Source organism: Lachnoclostridium phytofermentans (assembly GCF_000733755.1).
GTDB classification, from domain to species: domain Bacteria; phylum Bacillota; class Clostridia; order Lachnospirales; family Lachnospiraceae; genus Lachnoclostridium; species Lachnoclostridium phytofermentans_A.
Genome location: NZ_JPOF01000002.1, coordinates 93036 through 113373, shown reverse-complemented (window position 1 = coordinate 113373; position 20338 = coordinate 93036). Strand labels below are relative to the sequence as shown.

Below are 20338 nucleotides of genomic sequence, written 5' to 3'. Positions count from 1 at the left end.
CTAAGCAAGACATAACGAATATCGTACGATTTCGGGTGTGTTGTTCGGTCTCTTTTTCATAAGAAAGAAGTTTAAAATTTTACGATAGAGAAAGATAGATTAAGAAAAGGTAACCCATAAGATATATGAGTAAAATCAAGATTTTCACATATATTTGTGCCAATGGAGCACATTATGAGTTATGGAAAGGTATGGTTAATGTGGAAGATAAAATCCTAGTCGTAGGTGGTGGAGCTGCTGGTATGATAGCAGCTATCATGGCTGCAAGAAAAAAGAAAAAAGTTGAGTTATATGAGAAAAATGAAAAGTTAGGAAAGAAGATTTATATTACCGGAAAAGGAAGATGTAATATAACCAATGCTTCTGACTTAGAGAATATATTTGCTAATATAGTTACAAATCAAAAATTTATGTTTAGTTCATTATATTCCTTTACCAACGAGGATACCATAAATTTCTTTGAAGAGTTAGGGCTTAAAACCAAAGTCGAACGTGGAAATAGAGTATTTCCTGTATCTGATCATTCCTCCGATGTTATTTCTTCTCTTGAGAGAGAGATGAGAAGGCTGGGGGTAAAAATTCACTTCAATGCTGAAGTTACTTGTTTGCATGAGAAAGCTGGCAGGGTGACTGGTATTACTTTGGCAAATGGTACTTTTGTAGAAGGTAGTTCTGTCATTGTTGCTACAGGGGGCTTGTCTTATCCATCCACAGGATCAACCGGAGATGGTTATCGATTTGCAAAGGAATTTGGGCATGAAATAACCCCAAGATACCCTTCGCTTGTTTCTATGCATTTGCAAGAAGAATATGCAAAAGAGTTGCAGGGATTATCGCTTAAGAACATCGAAGTAACCATAACTGCTGGGGAAGCAAAAATATCTGAATCAGAAAAAGATTCTGCTTCAGAAACATTAGAACAAGAACAAGTAAAAAAAGGAAAAAAGAAAAAGAAGATTCCAGTAGGAAAAGAACTTTATCGTGCATTTGGTGAGATGTTATTTACCCATTTTGGAGTCAGTGGGCCTGTAATTTTAAGTGGTACAAGTATTTTACTTCCCTATCTAAATGACTGCGAATTGATGCTTCATCTGGATTTAAAACCAGCCCTGTCATATGAGCAGTTGGATGCAAGAATTCTAAGGGATTTTGAAGAATATAAAAATAAACAATTTAAAAATTCCTTAGATCATCTATTGCCACAAAAATTAATAGGCATTATAATAACACTTAGTGAAATACCACCGGACAAACAGGTGAATGCCATAACAAAGGAAGAACGCGCAAGGTTGGTAGAATGCTTAAAAAATATGACCTTTAAAATTGCACGCTTTGGTGGATTTAATGAAGCCGTTGTTACAAAAGGCGGAATTAAAGTAAAAGAAATCGATCCTACCACAATGGAATCCAAACTAATTCAGGGGGTTTATTTTGTTGGTGAGGTCTTAGACCTTGATGCGCTAACCGGTGGCTATAATTTACAAATTGCATGGTCAACTGGTGTTGCAGCCGGAAGAGCTGTTGCAGAAAATTAGGAGGAAGGTTCATTGAAAATAGACAAAAAATACTACAGTATTGCTATCGATGGGCCTGCTGGTGCTGGAAAAAGCACAATAGCTAGGCAAATCGCGAAGCAACTGGGGTACATTTATATTGATACAGGTGCGATGTATCGTGCTATGGGACTTTATTTCGTTCGTGAAAATATTTCTTTAGAAGAGGAAGATGCTGTGACTAAAGCCTGTGAGCAAGTAGATATCTCTATTGCGTTCGAACAGGGGGAACAGCAGGTTTTATTAAATGGAGAAAATGTAAACGGATTGATTCGTTCAGTAGAAGCAGGAACTATGGCATCTGCATGCTCCGTAAAAGGACAGGTTCGTAAGAAGTTAGTGGAATTACAGCAAAGACTTGCTGCTACAGAGAACGTTGTAATGGATGGTAGAGATATAGGAACCCATGTATTACCAAATGCTGATTTAAAAGTTTATTTAACCGCAAGTTCCAGAGTTCGCGCCAATCGTAGATATGAGGAATTAATTAGAAAGGGAGAGTCTGTTTCACTAGAAGAAATAGAAAAGAGTATTATTGATCGTGATCATCGGGATATGAATCGTGATATCTCTCCGCTTTGTCAAGCGAAGGATGCGATATTAGTGGATAGTTCAGCGATGACAATCAAAGAAGTTGCCACTCACATTCTTAATCTATTTTATGAAGCGAAGAATAAGTAGAAAACAGACTAAGGTAGAAGTTGTGAAGATAACACTTGCAAAAACAGCAGGCTTTTGCTTTGGTGTAAAAAGAGCAGTTGATAAGGTATACGAAGAAATATCGAATGGGAAAGAAGTTTATACTTATGGGCCTATCATTCATAATGATGAGGTTGTTAAGGATTTAGAAAATAGAGGAGTTAAAGTCATTCATTCATTGGATGAATTGAAAAAACTTGACAAGGGCACAATAGTGATAAGATCTCATGGTGTACCAAAGAGTGTTCTAGATCAAATCAAGGAAATCGAGGGAGAACAAGGGACGAGTTTTGAGATAGTAGATGCAACTTGCCCTTATGTACTAAAAATTCATCGAATTGTGAAAGAACAGAGTGAACTAGGACGTCAGGTAATTGTGATAGGAGATAAAGAACATCCGGAGGTGGCTGGAATTATCGGTTGGTGTAAGAACCCTGCTATTGTAGTTGGTAATGCCGAAGAAGCCGAAAAAATTCAGTTATCTTCTGAGCAAAAGGTATGTATTGTAGCCCAAACGACATTTAATTACAAGAATTTTCAAGAATTAGTTGAAATTATATCAAAAAAGGGTTATGATATACTTGTTTTAAATACGATATGCAACGCCACAGAGGAACGTCAGACAGAAGCAGCGACGCTATCAAAGACTTCTGAAGCGATGATTGTAATCGGAGGAAAGCATAGTTCGAATACGAGAAAGCTTTACGAAATTTCTAAAAAGGAATGTGCAAATACTTACTATATACAGAAACTTATTGACCTGGATTTAAATCAACTTAAATCTTTTCGTAGCGTAGGTATTACTGCAGGGGCTTCCACCCCAAATAATATTATCAAGGAGGTTCATACTAGAATGTCAGAAATGAGTTTTGAACAATTATTGGAGGAGTCATTAGTAACAATACACAACGGAGAGGTAGTCGATGGTACAGTTATTCGTGTAAAAGAAGACGAGATCGTCTTAAATATAGGATACAAAGCAGACGGTATTCTCACTAGAAATGAGTATACTAACCAGCCAAACGTTGACCTTAGAACCGTTGTAAGTGAAGGTGACACAATGACCGTTAAAGTTTTAAAAGTAAATGACGGTGAAGGTCAGGTTCTTCTTACTTACAAGAGACTTGCAGCAGAAAAAGGTAGCAAGAGATTAGAAGAAGCATTTAACAACAAAGAAGTATTAAAAGCAAAAGTAGCTGCTGTATTAGATGGTGGCTTAAGTGTAATCGTAGATGAGGCTAGAATCTTCATCCCGGCTTCCTTAGATAGTGACACATACGAGAAGAATCTTGAGAAATTCAAGGATCAAGAAATTGAATTTGTAATCAGTGAGTTCAATCCTAAGAGAAGAAGAATTATTGGTGATCGCAAGCAATTATTAGTTGCTAAGAAACAAGAATTATCGAAAGCATTATTTGCAAAGATTAAAGTTGGTGATGTTGTGGAAGGTACTGTTAAGAACGTTACTGATTTCGGTGCATTCATCGATTTAGGTGGTGCTGATGGTTTACTTCACATCTCTGAGATGTCTTGGGGACGTATTGAAAGTCCTAAGAAAGTATTTAAGGTTGGCGATTCTGTAAAGGCATTCATCAAGGATATCCAAGGTGAAAAGATTGCATTAAGCCTTAAGTTCCCAGAACAGAATCCATGGGCTAACGCTAACGAGAAGTACGCTGTTGGTAATGTAGTAACTGGTAAAGTTGCTCGTATGACAGAGTTTGGCGCTTTCATCGAATTAGAGCCAGGTGTTGATGCATTACTTCACGTTTCACAGATTAGCAGAGAGCACATCGAGAAGCCAGCAGATGCCTTAAAGATTGGTCAGGAAATCACAGCAAAGGTTGTAGATTTTAACAGCGAAGATAAGAAGATCAGTTTAAGCATCAAAGCTTTAGAAGCTCCAGCTGCAGAAGAAGTAGCTGAAACAACTACAGAAGAATAATAGGATAAGGATTGAAAGAAATAAATTTCTTTAGAAATAAATTTCTTTAGAAATAAAATTCTTTAGAAGTAAAATTCTTTAGAAGTAAAATTCTTTAGAAATAAAATTCTTTAGAAATAAAATTCTTTAGAAGTAAAATTCTTTCGTAGTAACATCTTTGGAAACAAAACTTTTTTGTACAAAATTCTTTTGAAATAATATCTATTAGAATAAGTATTTTTAGAAATGAATTTCTTAGAAGTTTTTAAGAAATTCATTTCTAATTTAAAAATTTTCTAAGAAGTAAATTTAAAGGAATAACATCGAAGAATAACATCGAAAGAATAATATCGAAAGAATAATATCGAAAGAATAACATAAAAGAAATATTACTTTCATTCCGGAATTTATGCTGGCGTGCAAAAATTCCTCCTGATTATATAGTCACAAAAGTGGCAGAATGAGAGGGAAAATGACGGATAGTTATGAAGTCTTTAAGAAAAACGTTTTTGAATTAACCAAGATTGATTTGAATTCATATAAAGAGCGTCAGATGAAGAGACGGATTGACTCTTTAATCACAAAGCATAAGTACACAACTTATGCAGAGTATGTCAGTGTGCTAAAGCAAAATAAGGTAATGTTTGATGAGTTTGTTACTTATCTTACAATAAATGTATCTGAGTTTTACCGTAATCCGGAACAGTGGCATTTATTAGAAAAGGAAGTTTTACCTTCTCTTTTGCAAAAGTCTCCTAATTTAAAAATTTGGAGTGCGGCATGTTCAACTGGAGATGAACCATATTCCTTAGTTATGTTACTATCAAAGTTTATGCCATTGTCTAAGATTAAGATAATTGCTACAGATATTGATAAACAGGTACTAGATAAGGCAAGAATGGGTCTGTACAACAGTAAAAGTCTAAAAGGGTTGCCACAGGAGTTTATTACAAAGTATTTTACTGCTGTGAATGCCAGTACATATCAGATTTCTGATAGTGTAAAAGCATGTGTTGAGTTTCGCCAACATAATTTGCTTAAGGATCCATATCCAAGTGGAATGGATTTGATTGTATGTAGAAATGTATTAATCTACTTCACAGAAGAAGCAAAGGATGTTATTTACCAGAAATTCAACGAGGCATTAAAACCGAAAGGGATATTATTTGTTGGAAGTACTGAGCAAATCATTCAACCACAGAACCTAGGGTATAGCACTTTAAAGTCCTTCTTTTATTTAAAAGATTAAGTTGGATTGACAATTTGAATGTTAGCTTGAGAAATACATTGAAATACAACAAAAAATCATCAGCTGTTATTCGGTAATTCATTACGGAATAACAGCTTTTTTATCTTACTTTTGTATGAAAAATAGTGGTTGATTTTTTATATGCAATCGGTTATATTGATACATAGGTAATGATGAGGAAAGGAAAGGTAGAAATGCAAAGTACAGTTAGAGTTGCGGTAGATGCAATGGGCGGTGACAATTCTCCGTCAGAGATTGTCAAAGGCGCCGTAGAAGCTGTCAATGAATGTCCTGAAATCACAGTACACTTAGTGGGTCAATTGACCGCCGTACAAGAAGAACTAAAGAAGTATACGTACGATTCGAATCGTATTAAGGTAGTGGCAGCCAGTGAGGTGATAACCAATGACGAAGCACCGGTCAATGCTATCCGTAGAAAAAAAGACTCTTCGATTGTTGTCGCACTTAATCTTGTAAAGAATGGAGAAGCAGATGCATTTGTTTCAGCAGGAAGTACAGGAGCAGTGCTTGTAGGTGCGCAGTTGATTGCCGGAAGGATTAAGGGTGTTGAACGCCCGCCATTGGCTCCTTTAATTCCAACTATGAATGGGGTTTCCCTATTGGTGGATTGTGGAGCGAATGTGGATGCTAGAGCGTCTCATTTGGTTCAATTCGCAAAGATGGGTTCCATCTATATGGAACACGTGGTAGGAATTAAGAATCCAAGGGTTGCAATCGTTAATATCGGCGCAGAGGAAGAGAAGGGGAATCTTTTAGTAAAAGAAACCTTCCCGCTTTTAAAGAATTGCGATGAAATTAATTTTATCGGAAGTATTGAAGCGCGAGAGATTCCGAATGGTGCAGCAGATGTTATCGTGTGTGAAGCCTTTGTAGGTAATGTAATCTTAAAGCTTTATGAAGGCTTGGCGAGTGCGTTGGTTAAAAAAATCAAAGCCGGACTTACAAGCACAACGGTTAGTACAATCGGTGCAGCGTTAGTTAAGCCAGCACTGAAACGAACCTTAAAGGATTTTGACCTATCAAGTTACGGTGGAGCACCGATGCTTGGTCTCAATGGTCTTGTGGTGAAGAGCCACGGTAGTTCGAATGCAGTAGAAATCAAAAATTCTATCATTCAGTGTATATCATTTAAAGAAAATGATATCATAAGTAAAATTAAAGAGAATATTAAAAAAGAAGATTAGAAATTATAAGTAAGAAAGGTGACAGTTATGGAATTTGAAAAATTACAAAAAATTATTGGTGAAGTATTAAACATTGATGGAGAAGAAATTACAATGGAGACTACATTCATTGATGATCTTGGAGCAGATTCTTTGGATATCTACCAGATTATTATGGGAATCGAAGAAGAATTCGATATCGAGATTCCAAACGAAGAGGCAGAGAATATTGTAACAGTAGCGGATGCAGTGGAACAAATTAAGAATGCATTGGAATAATATGATCGGGTGTTGCCTTAGCGGTGCAGATGGCAACACCCTTTTTTAATTTTAAAAAAGCAAGTTTGTGACAGTATATCTATGTAGCAAATTATATTTGTGTTTTCATGTTACAATAGGATAGGTAGGTGAAATATGGCGGAGTTAACAGGGAAGAAATTGTTGGCTGAATTTGAACAAAAGATAAATTATACGTTTGAGCAACCAGGTCTATTAAGACAAGCGTTAACACATAGCTCTTTTGCGAATGAGAAGAGGCTTAGTAAGTTGGCTAATAATGAGCGTTTGGAATTTTTAGGAGATGCGGTATTAGAATTAACGACTAGCGAATGGCTTTTCGCAAAACATTCCAAGATGCCAGAAGGAGATTTAACGAAATTACGTGCGAGTATGGTATGTGAGCAAACTCTTGCTTTATGTGCGAGAGAACTACAACTCGGTAATTATGTATTTCTTGGAAAAGGGGAAGATGCCACAGGAGGAAGAGACAGAGATTCTATTCTTTCTGATGCGTTAGAAGCAATTATTGGTGCTATCTATTTGGATGGTGGTTTTGCTAATGCAAAAGAGTTTATTAGTAATTTTATTTTAGCTGATATTGAACATAAGAAGCTCTTTTATGATAGCAAGACTATCTTGCAAGAAATTGTTCAAAGTGATTATAAGAAACATCTAAGTTATGAATTACTTCAGGAGACCGGACCGGATCACAATAAAAAATTTACGGTAGTGGCCAAGATGGATGAAGAATGTTTAGAAATCGGAACCGGACGTACGAAGAAAGCCGCAGAGCAGGAAGCGGCATATCGCTCTATTCTACAATTGCGAAAATTACAGTAAGAGTGGAAGAAAACTTTTTCACTCAGCAAGTTTGTAACTGCACTACGAGCACAAACTTAGCAGCGCGGAAATGAGGGAAATAATGTATTTAAAAAGTATTGAGGTTCATGGATTTAAATCGTTTGCAAATAAAATAACTTTTCAATTTAACAATGGAATTACTGGTATTGTTGGACCAAATGGTAGTGGAAAAAGTAATGTTGCAGATGCGGTACGTTGGGTTTTGGGTGAGCAGAGTGCAAAACAGCTTCGTGGCGCTAATATGCAGGATGTTATATTTTCTGGTACTCAGATGAGAAAATCTTTAGGGTTTGCCTATGTTGCAATTACCCTTGACAATTCCGATCATAAATTACCAATTGAATACGAAGAGGTAACTGTATCAAGACGTGTCTATCGGTCTGGTGAAAGTGAGTACATGATCAATGGCTCGAACTGCAGATTACGTGACGTACAAGAGCTTTTTATGGATACCGGTATTGGCAAAGAAGGCTATTCTATCATTGGACAGGGACAAATCGATAAGATTTTAAGTGGAAAACCAGAGGAGAGGCGAGAGCTTTTTGATGAAGCAGCGGGTATTGTAAAGTTTAAAAAAAGAAAAGCGTTAGCTGAGCGTGATTTAGAAGCGGAACGTTTAAATCTTTCTCGTGTTTCTGATATTATCTCGGAAATTGAAAGACAGATTGGACCACTTGCGAAGCAATCAGAGGTAGCAAGGGAATATTTACGCCTAAAGGAACAGCTTAAGAAATTAGAAGTAAATCAGTTTTTAATTGAATATGAGAAAAACAATCAATTAAAGATTGAAGTAGATAATAAATCACAGATTGTGACAGAAGATTTTAATCAAACGAAGGATTCATTTGAGAAAATTAAAGCTGAGTATGAAAAGCTAGAAGAAGATTTAGAACAGTTAGGAGAAGAGCTAGAACAAGCAAAATCTAGTAGAAATGAATTACAACTAAGCATCGAAAAGACGGATGGAGAAATCAAAGTTCTAAAAGAGCAGATTGCTTCCATAGCACAGAATGAAAATTCATTTCAATCACGAATTGATTCTATAAAAGCAAATGCACAAAAAAAGCTTAACGAATTAGAGGGTTATCGAAAAGAGAAACAGGAGATTGATGAGAAATTACGAGGACTAGAGGATAAGAAATCAAGAAGCAGTGAAGCAATGCTTCATATTGAGGAACGTATCCAGGAGTTTACGAGAGAGATTGAATCCTGTAACAATGAAATCTTTCGAATCTTAAATGATAATTCGAACATAAAGACGAATCTACAGCGTTATGAAACCATAAGTGAGCAAAACTCAATCAAAAAAGCTGAGATTAATCAAAAAATTCTAAAGATAAAAAGTGAGGAATCTTCTCTAAGTTTTCGATTAGAGGAATTAAAATCAAATGCTGCTCATATTATGGAACAGATAGATGACGTCACTTCGGACAATCAAAATCTAGTTAGACAAATCGAAGAACTTCAAAAGAAAATTGATCAAGGGGTTGCGACTTCCACTCAAAAGAATCAAACGTATTTATCTATGAATGCGAAACTGGATTCCCTTAAGAATATGACAGAACGATATGATGGATATGGTAATAGCATTCGTCGTATTATGGAGCAAAAAGAACAAGTTCCGGGTATCGTTGGTGTTGTTGCTGACATTGTTAAAGTGGACAAGAATTTCGAAACGGCAATTGAAACAGCACTTGGTGGTAATATCCAAAACATTGTAACCGATAACGAGGATACGGCGAAGAAGCTAATTGAGTTCTTAAAGCGCGGAAAGCATGGACGAGCTACCTTCTTACCATTAACTAGTATTCAGGGAAATATTTCTACAAATGAACAGGTTTTAAAAGAGCCAGGAGTAATTGGGATTGCGAGTTCTCTGGTGAAAGCAGAGAGTAGATTTGATGGTCTATTAAAGTATTTACTGGGAAGAACTTATATTGTTGATCACATTGACCATGCGATAGCGTTATCAAAAAAGTTTAAGTATAATTTGCGAATTGTAACGCTTGAAGGAGAGCAATTAAATCCAGGTGGATCTCTCTCCGGTGGTGCATATAAAAACTCCAGTAATTTATTATCCCGTCGTAGGGAGATTGAGGAGTTAGAAGTTAGTGTACTTACTCTTAAAAATGAAGTTGCGAAATTGAATGAGGATATCCTTTCCTACAAGGAACAACGATTTTCAATGAGAGAGACAATTGAGGCTAACCAAAAGAAGCTTTCTCAATTGTCGGTAGAAGCAAATACAGCAAAATTGAATCAAAGACAAGAGCAGGAGAAGATGGATGGAATGCACCATACTTACCTGGAGTTTGTGAATGAACTAAAGCTAATAGAAGAACAGAATAAAGAACTTAAGGTTAACATGGACAATCTTAAGAATTCCTTAATAAACAATGACCGAATAAGTAAAGAAAAAGAACAAAGAATCGAAGAGTGCAATCAAATTCTTGTAAAGGAGCGAATGACAAAGCAAAGCTCCCAGGAAGAAGCTTCTACCATTCTAGTAGAGTCCTCAAATCTTGAACAAAGCATACAATATGTGTTAGAAAATATGCGCCGTGTACGTCGTGATCTTGAAACACTTGAATTAGAGGAACAAGACTTACGAAGTGAAGCTAAAAACAGGGCAGAAGAAAAAAAGCAGCGTGATGCACAGATTTCGATTAATTTACAGAAAAAACAAGAGGAATTAGAACAGCTTCGCATTCTTATAGAGCAGATTACTAAGGCAAGTGAAAAAAAAGAGCTCATGAGCCAAAATCATAAGAAATTTGTTACAGAAAGAGAAGAGCTACAAAATCGTCTTGGTATCCTTGATAAGGAAGCATATCGTCTTCAAAATCAAAAGGAAAAATTATCCGAAGTTTTGGATGCACAAATTAGCTATATGTGGGAAGAATATGAATTGACAGTTAGCACAGCCGTAGAGTATCAGGAGGTTGATCTAAGCAATCCTGTTACAAATAAAAAAGGTATTGCAGAGCTTAAGAATAGTATTAAATCCTTAGGTGATGTTAACGTCAATGCTATTGAAGATTATAAGAATCTTTCCGAGCGTTATGAGTTTTTAACGACACAAAAAGCAGACTTAATTGCAGCAGAAGAAACTCTCCAAGGTATTATTACTGAGCTTGATGAAGAAATGCGAAGGCAGTTTGAAGAAAAGTTTACTGATATTAAAGAGCAATTTGATATTGTATTTAAGGAACTTTTCGGTGGTGGTAAAGGAACACTAGAGCTTACCGAGGATGAGGATATCCTAGAAGCCGGAATCCGAATTATTGCACAGCCGCCAGGAAAGAAATTGCAAAATATGATGCAGTTATCTGGTGGTGAAAAGGCACTTACTGCAATCTCTTTATTATTTGCGATTCAGAACTTAAAACCTTCTCCATTTTGTCTTCTAGATGAGATTGAGGCGGCGCTTGATGACTCGAATGTAAAACGATTTGCGAACTACCTCCACAAACTTACGAAAGACACGCAGTTTATCATTATTACACACCGTAGAGGTACAATGGCAGCGGCTGATGTGCTATATGGTATTACCATGCAGGAAAAAGGTGTTTCTACATTGGTAAGTGTGAGTCTTATTGAAGAAAATTTAGATAGTTAGTGTGAGGAGAAGTTCTTATACTCTATAATACAGAGCATAAGAACTTCTAGCCTCACACTGTGGAAGTTTTGTGTTGACATATCCACTTTGGTGTTGACAGAATTATAAAAAAGAAATATCATAAAAAGTACGTATTTGTTGTAAAATATCTAAAGGAAGGTTGAGTTACAGCAAGAAATGTTGATTAGAGGTGAATGCTTTGGGAGAAAAGAAAGGTTTTTTTAGTCGTTTAGCTTCTGGTTTGGCGAAGACCAGAAATAATGTAATTTCTAGTATAGAGTCGATTTTCACGGGTTCATCAAATATTGATGATGATTTCTATGAAGAATTAGAAGAAACATTGATTATGGCTGATCTAGGGATTAATGCAACAACCGCTATTATTGAAAATCTTAAAAATAAGGTAAAAGAAAATAAAATAAAAGAGCCAAGTGAGTGCCGTGAGTTACTAATGGCAAGTATGAGAGAACAGATGAGCTTACCAGAGGATGCTTACGAGTTTGAAAATCATAAATCAGTTGTATTATTAATTGGTGTGAATGGTGTTGGTAAAACAACCAGTGTTGGAAAATTAGCAGGTCAATTAAAAGACGATGGGAAAAAGGTCATGGTTGCAGCAGCAGATACCTTCCGAGCTGCAGCAATAGAACAGTTAACCGAATGGGCGAACAGAGCTCATGTTGATATCATAGCGCAAAAGGAAGGCTCTGATCCAGCAGCAGTTATCTTTGATGCCGTAACAGCAGCGAAATCACGTAATGTAGATATCCTAATCTGTGATACCGCAGGACGTTTACACAACAAGAAGAACCTAATGGAAGAACTTCGAAAAATTGATCGAGTGATTGAGAGAGAATATCCGGGTGCATTTCGTGAAACTCTTGTAGTATTAGATGGTACTACAGGACAGAATGCATTAGCTCAAGCAAAGCAATTTAATGAAGTGGCAGACATTACTGGTATCGTCCTTACCAAGTTAGACGGTACTGCAAAAGGTGGTATTGCAATTGCCATTCAATCCGAGTTAAAGATACCGGTAAAATATATTGGTGTTGGAGAGCAGATTGATGATTTGCAAAAGTTTAATCCAGATGACTTCGTGAAAGCATTATTTGCAGTAGACAATAATTAAGTTTAAGAGTTAGAAAGTAAACGACAACTTGGTGACAAGTTGTCGTTTCAGCTAGGTACCCATAATAGGAAGCCTATAGATGTTTTAAAAGCGTAAGTAATAAAGTAATATTAGAAAAGGAATCTGTATAGAAGGAGAGCATAACGATGATGACATTGGAAAAATTCGAAGAAGCCAGTGAAGCGGTCATAAAAGTAACCAACCGTACAAAGCTTGTGTACAGTGATTATTTTTCAGAAATGACAGGGAACAAGGTGTATTTAAAGCCTGAGAATATGCAATTTACCGGCGCATATAAGGTAAGAGGTGCATATTACAAGATTAGTACCTTATCCGAAGAAGAAAGAAAAAAAGGCTTAATTACTGCATCTGCTGGGAACCATGCGCAAGGAGTTGCTTATGCAGCAAAAATTTATGGTGCAAAAGCAGTGATTGTAATGCCAACTACAACACCATTAATCAAAGTGAATCGTACCAAAAGTTATGGTGCAGAAGTAATTCTATATGGTAACGTGTATGATGAGGCATGCCAGCATGCACTTGAACTCGCCAAGGAACATGGGTATACGTTTATTCATCCCTTTAATGATGAAGTAGTTGCAACCGGACAAGGTAGCATTGCAATGGAAATTATCAAGGAACTCCCAACCGTTGATATTATCTTATGCCCAGTTGGCGGTGGTGGCTTGCTTGCAGGGGTATCTACGTTAGTAAAACTATTAAATCCCAATATTAAAGTAATTGGTGTAGAGCCAAGTGGTGCAAATTGCATGCAAGAGTCCTTAAAAGCTGGACATGTTGTAACCTTACCTGGGGTGGACACGATTGCGGATGGTACTGCTGTAAAGACACCTGGTGATGTAATTTTTCCATACATACAAAGTAATGTAGATGATATTATTACAGTGGAAGATAAAGAGTTAATCGTAAGCTTCCTTGATATGGTAGAAAATCATAAGATGATTGTAGAAAACTCTGGATTACTTACCGTAGCAGCCTTAAAGAAATTAGGGGTATCTAGTAAAAAGGTAGTTTCTATCCTTAGTGGTGGAAATATGGATGTGATAACGATGTCTTCGATTGTACAGCATGGATTAATTGAGAGAGGAAGGATATTTACTGTTTCTGTTCAATTGCCAGATAAGCCAGGTGAATTAGTAAATGTTGCTTCTGTGATTGCAAAAGAACAGGGAAATGTAATTCGATTAGAGCATAACCAGTTTGTAAGTATAAATCGTAATACTGCTGTAGAACTAGTGATAACGCTAGAAGCTTTCGGTCATGAGCATAAAAAAGCTATAGTAAAAGCGTTAGAGAAAAAAGGATATAATCCTAAATTAATTCAACCGAAAGGTACCTATATGAGTTAATAATCAAGATGAGCCAGTAATTGTCTTACTTGTCATGAATAAAGGGCTACTACAGAAGAGGTCGAGTAATCGACTGGGTCACTTCTGTTGCAGCCCTTTTTGGTGCAATTTATGCTTATTATTTGTTTAAACTATCAAGAAGACTTTCAATGTCACCGATGCAAGCGCCACAAAGTGTACCAGCTTTCGTAGCTTCTTCAATCTCTTCTAAGGTTTTAGCTCCATTTGCATAAGCATCTTTGATGTCCTTTACAGTCACATCATAACATGTGCAGATAATATCGTCATCGTTCATAATCTTACCTCTACTTCTTTATCTTTTCATAAACACCATTTGTAAATGTTATTCTTAGTAATTAAGACAGCCTTGTGCTTCAAAAATTCTATAGAATAATACTTATCGAATGGACTACGATACTATTGTACACAAAAAGTAATAGTTTCATTCATGAACTAAGAGTGAAAGATTTTTAATCTTTCACTCACCAAGTTTATGAAACGACAAACTTGAGCCATTAGCTGCTTCAAAAAAACAGTCGCAGCATGGAAGCTAATTGTGAATAGTAATGGAAAGAAGTTACTTGATTGGGTTGTTGAAAAAATTTTACCGATTACATAGTAATAATATACAAAGAAGAATCCTAACAGTACATATTGCGAGAGGAAAATTGTGCAAATGTTTGAAAATTACTATTTTTTTTCTAATCCTTCCTTTCGATTATCTTATTTACAAGTGAACTAAGCTTTCGTATACTATTATTAGATCTAGTGCCTAAACTCGTATCGTTGGTGTTATAGCTGACACTAAGAATTAATGATATTTTTGCTTCTATATAAGAAATAAGAATTCAGAATGCGATTTTAGTTACAGATGATTTGTTTGGGATAAGGTATTGACAAAAATCTTAGAATAAGATAAGATGATAACAGAATAAGAACACATGTTTGGTATGAAAAAAAGGAGAAATGAAAATGGCAAATGAGGATAAGATAAAAGCATTAGAATCTGCCCTTGCGCAGATAGAAAAGCAATATGGTAAGGGATCTGTAATGAAACTGGGGGATACAAGCGCTCATATGAATATCGAGACTATTCCCACAGGTTCCATTAGTTTAGATATTGCATTAGGCCTTGGCGGTATTCCAAAGGGAAGAATTGTAGAGGTATATGGTCCAGAAAGTAGTGGTAAGACAACCGTGGCACTTCACATGGTTGCTGAAGTTCAAAAAAGAGGTGGTATTGCAGGTTTTATTGATGCAGAGCATGCACTCGATCCTGTATATGCAAAGAATATTGGAGTAGATATTGACAACCTATATATTTCCCAGCCAGATAACGGAGAGCAAGCACTTGAGATTACAGAGACGATGGTTCGTTCTGGTGCTGTTGATATCGTTATCGTTGACTCTGTTGCTGCATTAGTACCAAAGGCGGAGATAGATGGTGATATGGGAGATTCTCATGTTGGTCTTCAGGCGAGATTAATGTCACAGGCACTCCGTAAGTTAACAGCAGTAATAAGTAAGTCAAACTGTATTGTAATCTTTATTAACCAACTTCGTGAAAAGGTTGGTGTTATGTTCGGTAATCCAGAGACAACTACTGGTGGTCGTGCATTGAAATTCTATTCCTCGATTCGTTTGGATGTACGTAGAATTGAGGCATTGAAACTTGGTGGAGATATCGTTGGTAACAGAACTAGAATTAAGGTTGTAAAGAATAAGATTGCACCACCATTCAAGGAAGCAGAATTCGATATTATGTTTGGTCAGGGAATCTCAAGAGAAGGAGATATCCTAGATTTAGCAGCGAATGAAGGTATCATTGTAAAGAGTGGAGCTTGGTATGCTTATAATGACGCAAAGATTGGTCAAGGTCGTGAGAATGCAAAGGTATTCTTAAAGGAGAACCCGCATATCCTTGAAGAGGTAGAAGAGCAAGTAAGAGAGAGATATAATCTTCAGAATGATATTAAGAAGAAGGTAGAAGAGTAATCGATGGAATTCATAGTGACCGAAATTAAGCCAATGGATAAGGTAAGAGTACGAATCTTTCTTAATGATGAGGCTGCATTTTGGCTTTATCGAAAGGATTACAGAGAACTTGCGTTAGAAGTTGGTCAAAATATATCGGATACCTTACTACTTAAGATAGAGACCGAACTAGTTTTAAGATATGCAAAAAAGCAAGCGTTAACCTTACTTGAAAGAATGGATCGAACTGAACTTGAATTAACTACGAAGCTAAGAGAGAAAGAGTTTCCAGAACACGTGGTAACTCAAGCAATCGCCTATGTAAAGAGTTTTCATTATCTTGACGATTATCGGTACACTTTAAATTATATCAGGGGTCGATACCAAGCAAAAAGCAAGAGGCAGCTTAGCTATACTTTATATCAAAAAGGGATTACTCAATCTGATATTGACAGAGCGTATGAAGAACTCAAGGAGTCTTTTTCTGAGTCAATGGAGGATAGAGATTTAGAAGAAGAGGCAATCCTAAGGATAATTCGAAGGAAAGGAAAGCCAATCGACGAATTTTCCAAGGAAGAAAGACAAAAGTTAATTGCTTCTTTGTATCGAAAAGGATTTCACAATCATACCATACAAAAAGTGTTACGAACGGAAGAATACGAAGGATAATTACAATACAAGAGTCTAGCCGAAACTTAGTAGAATCAATATAGAATAAAATTTATGAAAGCAGAGATAGTAGGGAGAATATAAAAGAGTCTCCTTATGTATCTCTGCTATTTTTGATTTCTGTAAAAACTGTTGAATTTAGGTCACTGTAGATCTCAAATAGGCGTTAGTTGAAGAATTATATCTAAAATATTAATGTATAAGTAAGTTTTTTAGAGTATGTCAAATGTAACAAAAAAAAATCAAATAGTATTAAAAATATGTACAATATATTATAGAAAACACCAAAAAAAGAGAATAAAGGTTGCATGTTTGACAGGTAAGGACTATAATAGTAATTGGCAAAAAATTGATTTAACTATTAAATAAATGGAGGCCTGAATATGACTAGTACATCACAATTGTCAGCAAGGGATAGGATTGTCACTTTGCTTGACGAGAATAGTTTTGTTGAGGTTGGTGCTTTGGTTACTAGAAGAAGTACTGATTTCAACCTGCAACAAAAAGAAGTACCATCCGATGGTGTTATCACGGGTTATGGAATTATTGATGGGAATCCTGTTTATATTTATAGCCAGGATGTAACAGCAATGAACGGTTCCATAGGTGAAATGCACGCAAAGAAAATATCAAATTTATACGATCTTGCAATGAAGGTTGGTGCACCTGTCATCGGATTAATTGATTGTGCCGGTTTAAGATTACAGGAAGCAACGGACGCATTAGCTGGATTTGGAGATATTTATCTAAAACAAACCTTGGCATCCGGAGTAATCCCACAGATTACTGCTATTTTTGGTACTTGCGGAGGAGGCAGTGCTGTATCCGCTTCGTTAAGCGACTTTGTCTTCATGGAAGAGAAGAACGCAAAATTATTTGTAAATGCTCCAAATGCAATTCTAGGAAACAATTCTACTAAATGCGATACTGCAACAGCTTCTTTTATGGCTGAATCAGGTGTTGTTGATTTTGTCGAAGCAGATGAAGTATCTGTACTTAACAGCATTCGTAACTTGGTTGTTATGTTACCGTCAAACAATGAAGACGATGCTTCCTATGAGGAATGTACAGATGACTTAAATCGTGCCTTAACCTCCTTTACCTCAAAACTCAGTGATACAACGTTTGCACTGAAGGATTTATCAGATCATGGTATTTTCGTAGAAGTAAAAAAGGCATATGCTATGGATATGGTTACTGGATTTATTAAGTTAAATGGTGCGACTGTTGGGGCTATAGCAAATCGTAATGCATTACTAGATGAAGATGGTAATGTATTAGAAAAATATGATGAATCATTATCTACAGCAGGTTGCTATAAAGCAGAGAAGTTTATAAAGTTCTGTGATGCATTTCAGATTCCAGTACTTACCCTAACGAATGTATCAGGATATAGTGCAACGATGAATGACGCAAGTACTATTGCTATCGCGGCAGCTAAATTAACGTATGCTTTTGCGAATGCAACAGTACCAAAAGTAAATGTCATTTTAGAGAAAGCTTATGGTAGTGCATACATAACGATGAACTCGAAACATATTGGTGCTGATATGGTATTTGCTTTAGAAGGCTCTATAATTGGAACGATGGAAGCTGAACTTGCAGCACAGATCATGTATGAAGATAACAAAGAAATACAGGCAGAGAAAGCTAAGGAGTATAAAGAATCACAACAAAGTACAGAATCAGCAGCAAAACGTGGTTATGTAGACGCCATAATAACACCTGAGAGTGTAAGACAACATGTTATCTATGCATTTGAAATACTATTCACAAAGAGAGAGAGCCGCCCTAGCAAAAAGCATGGAACGGTTTAAAGTGAGGTGAAACTATGGGAACAGCTTTATTAAATACAGTAATGGGTATTTCCATTGTGTTCATTGTACTTTTATTAATCAGTGGTATTATTGGGCTGTTTAAGTACATCAACAAGGCGGAAATGGCCTCAAAACAAAAAAATAAAACAAATGCACTGCAAAATGAGACGGTATCCTTGCAGCCTACAGCTGTAGAAAATGTAGATCTAACCGATGATCTTGAATTGGTTGCGGTTATTACTGCTGCTATCCATGCTTATGAGGCTTCCAAAGGAAATCCTGTTCCTACAAATGGACTTTATGTTAGATCGATTAGAAAAGTGAATAAATCTAGATGGCAGAATGCCTAACGTTAAGGAGGATTACATAATGAAGAACTATACAATCACTGTAAATGGTAACGTTTATGAAGTAAGTGTAGAAGAGAATGCTGCGGGTGTAACAACCACGCAGGCTGCACCAACGCCAGTAGCACCTAAGGCTGTGGCACCAATACCAGTAGTGGCACCAGCCCCAGTATCGGCACCAACACCAGCAGCTACACCAGCACCAGCACCTGCTGCAAAGCCAGCCACACCTACAGGAACTTCGGGAAGTATAAAAATAAATGCACCTATGCCAGGTAAGATTCTTGGGGTGAAAGCAAATGTTGGTGATGTAGTAAAGAGAGGTCAAGTGATCTTAATTCTAGAAGCAATGAAGATGGAAAATGAAATTGTAGCACCGAATGATGGAACAATTGCAAGTATTGATACTTCTGTAGGATCTAATGTTGAAGCTGGAGAGGTAATAGCATCTTTAAACTAGTTTTAATATTAATAAATCTTACAGGAGGATAAAGAAATGGATTACGTGTTGGAAACGCTTCAGAATTTAGCAGATCAAACCGCTTTTAAGTCTCTGGGTCCGGGAAACTATTTGATGATTATGGTTGCCTGTCTCTTTCTTTTTTTAGCTATCAAAAAAGGATATGAGCCACTTCTATTAATTCCGATTGCTTTCGGTATGTTATTGGTGAATATGTTTCCTGGTATCATGGCTGAACCGATGAAAGATCCTGTGACAGGAATTGAATCTGCGGGTGGTTTATTATATTATTTCTTTTTATTAGATGAGTGGAGTATCTTTCCTTCGCTAATTTTCCTAGGAGTTGGTGCAATGACTGACTTCGGTCCATTGATTGCAAACCCAAAGAGTTTTTTACTAGGTGCAGCAGCACAAATTGGAATTTTTGGTGCCTATCTTTTAGCGATTGCTATGGGATTTAGCGATATGGCTGCAGCAGCGATTTCAATTATCGGTGGTGCAGATGGACCTACATCAATCTTCCTTGCTGGTAAACTTGGGCAGGTACAGTATATGGGTCCGATAGCAGTTGCGGCATATTCTTATATGTCTTTAGTACCAATCATTCAACCACCAATTATGAAACTTTTAACAACAAAAGAAGAACGTGCGATTAAGATGGAGCAATTACGACCAGTATCAAAACTTGAGAAAATTTTGTTCCCAATTGTTGTTACTATTGTCGTGGTAATGATACTTCCTTCTACAGCACCACTGGTTGGAATGTTAATGCTTGGTAACCTGTTTAGAGAATGTGGTGTGGTGAAGCAGTTACAAGAAACTGCTGCAAATGCCTTAATGTATATTGTTGTAATTTTACTTGGGATATCGGTTGGTGCCACCACTAGCGCTGAGGCATTCTTGCAGTGGGATACCATAAAGATTGTAGCACTTGGTTTAGTAGCGTTTGCACTTGGTACTGCCGGGGGTGTAATCTTTGGTAAGATTTTGTGTAAGGTTACTCATGGAAAGGTGAATCCATTGATTGGTTCTGCTGGAGTGTCTGCTGTTCCTATGGCAGCACGTGTGTCTCAAAAGGTAGGCGCGGAAGCTGATCCAACGAACTTCTTATTGATGCATGCGATGGGACCTAATGTTGCAGGTGTTATTGGTACTGCGGTTGCAGCAGGTGTATTTATGGCTATCTTTGGAGTTTAGATTA

The 20338-nt window shown here is 36.6% G+C and carries 17 protein-coding genes; 16 read left to right on the top strand and 1 reads right to left on the bottom strand.

Translation table 11 applies throughout. The annotated features are described in order from the left end of the window. Positions 1 to 191 precede the first annotated feature (191 nt). The 10 genes from CC92_RS0103100 to ilvA all read left to right on the top strand — a co-directional run bounded on the left by CC92_RS0103100 (position 192) and on the right by ilvA (position 13870). A complete protein-coding gene (locus CC92_RS0103100; RefSeq protein WP_029504538.1) occupies positions 192 to 1535 on the top strand; it encodes an NAD(P)/FAD-dependent oxidoreductase in 1344 nt (447 codons plus the stop codon). A gap of 12 nt (positions 1536 to 1547) precedes the next feature. Continuing rightward, positions 1548 to 2234, top strand: a complete 687-nt coding sequence (gene cmk, locus CC92_RS0103095) for a (d)CMP kinase (RefSeq protein WP_029504540.1) — start codon at positions 1548 to 1550, stop codon at positions 2232 to 2234. Next, positions 2215 to 4197: a bifunctional 4-hydroxy-3-methylbut-2-enyl diphosphate reductase/30S ribosomal protein S1 gene (locus CC92_RS0103090; RefSeq protein ID WP_197035778.1), complete on the top strand. Its 1983-nt coding sequence runs from the start codon at positions 2215 to 2217 to the stop codon at positions 4195 to 4197. The genes cmk and CC92_RS0103090 overlap by 20 nt, the downstream gene beginning before the upstream one ends. A 451-nt stretch (positions 4198 to 4648) precedes the next feature. Further along, positions 4649 to 5425: a CheR family methyltransferase gene (locus tag CC92_RS0103085; protein WP_029504542.1), complete on the top strand. Its 777-nt coding sequence runs from the start codon at positions 4649 to 4651 to the stop codon at positions 5423 to 5425. A 194-nt stretch (positions 5426 to 5619) separates the two neighbouring features. After that, positions 5620 to 6630: a phosphate acyltransferase PlsX gene (plsX, locus tag CC92_RS0103080; protein WP_029504543.1), complete on the top strand. Its 1011-nt coding sequence runs from the start codon at positions 5620 to 5622 to the stop codon at positions 6628 to 6630. A 27-nt stretch (positions 6631 to 6657) separates the two neighbouring features. Further along, the gene (gene acpP / locus CC92_RS0103075) at positions 6658 to 6888 is read left to right on the top strand and encodes an acyl carrier protein (RefSeq protein WP_029504544.1); all 231 of its coding nucleotides are present in this window, start codon (positions 6658 to 6660) and stop codon (positions 6886 to 6888) included. Positions 6889 to 7023: 135 nt separating this feature from the next. After that, the gene (gene rnc / locus CC92_RS0103070) at positions 7024 to 7728 is read left to right on the top strand and encodes a ribonuclease III (protein ID WP_029504545.1); all 705 of its coding nucleotides are present in this window, start codon (positions 7024 to 7026) and stop codon (positions 7726 to 7728) included. An 82-nt stretch (positions 7729 to 7810) separates the two neighbouring features. Beyond that, a complete protein-coding gene (smc, locus tag CC92_RS0103065) occupies positions 7811 to 11368 on the top strand; it encodes a chromosome segregation protein SMC (protein WP_029504546.1) in 3558 nt (1185 codons plus the stop codon). Between the two features lie 199 nt (positions 11369 to 11567). Then, positions 11568 to 12500, top strand: coding sequence for a signal recognition particle-docking protein FtsY (gene ftsY / locus CC92_RS0103060; RefSeq protein WP_029504548.1), 933 nt, complete (start codon positions 11568 to 11570; stop codon positions 12498 to 12500). A gap of 140 nt (positions 12501 to 12640) precedes the next feature. Further along, entirely contained in the window at positions 12641 to 13870 is a 1230-nt protein-coding gene (gene ilvA / locus CC92_RS0103055; RefSeq protein ID WP_334290911.1) for a threonine ammonia-lyase, read from the top strand. A 118-nt stretch (positions 13871 to 13988) separates the two neighbouring features. On the opposite strand, the gene CC92_RS0103050 is transcribed toward ilvA, so the two are convergent. Continuing rightward, on the bottom strand, positions 13989 to 14165 hold the full coding sequence (locus tag CC92_RS0103050) for a (2Fe-2S)-binding protein (protein WP_029504550.1): 177 nt from the start codon (positions 14163 to 14165) through the stop codon (positions 13989 to 13991). 677 nt (positions 14166 to 14842) lie between these two features. Between CC92_RS0103050 and recA the strand changes: the two genes are divergently transcribed. From recA to CC92_RS0103020, 6 genes are all read left to right on the top strand, one after another. After that, on the top strand, positions 14843 to 15865 hold the full coding sequence (gene recA, locus CC92_RS0103045) for a recombinase RecA (RefSeq protein ID WP_029504551.1): 1023 nt from the start codon (positions 14843 to 14845) through the stop codon (positions 15863 to 15865). 3 nt (positions 15866 to 15868) lie between these two features. Next, on the top strand, positions 15869 to 16513 hold the full coding sequence (locus CC92_RS0103040) for a regulatory protein RecX (RefSeq protein ID WP_029504552.1): 645 nt from the start codon (positions 15869 to 15871) through the stop codon (positions 16511 to 16513). A gap of 383 nt (positions 16514 to 16896) precedes the next feature. Next, positions 16897 to 18330, top strand: a complete 1434-nt coding sequence (locus CC92_RS0103035; RefSeq protein WP_029504553.1) for an acyl-CoA carboxylase subunit beta — start codon at positions 16897 to 16899, stop codon at positions 18328 to 18330. Between the two features lie 14 nt (positions 18331 to 18344). Continuing rightward, positions 18345 to 18680, top strand: a complete 336-nt coding sequence (locus tag CC92_RS0103030; protein WP_051650869.1) for an OadG family protein — start codon at positions 18345 to 18347, stop codon at positions 18678 to 18680. 19 nt (positions 18681 to 18699) lie between these two features. Beyond that, entirely contained in the window at positions 18700 to 19137 is a 438-nt protein-coding gene (locus CC92_RS0103025) for a biotin/lipoyl-containing protein (RefSeq protein WP_029504555.1), read from the top strand. 36 nt (positions 19138 to 19173) lie between these two features. Then, on the top strand, positions 19174 to 20334 hold the full coding sequence (locus tag CC92_RS0103020) for a sodium ion-translocating decarboxylase subunit beta (RefSeq protein WP_029504557.1): 1161 nt from the start codon (positions 19174 to 19176) through the stop codon (positions 20332 to 20334). Positions 20335 to 20338: the final 4 nt, after the last annotated feature.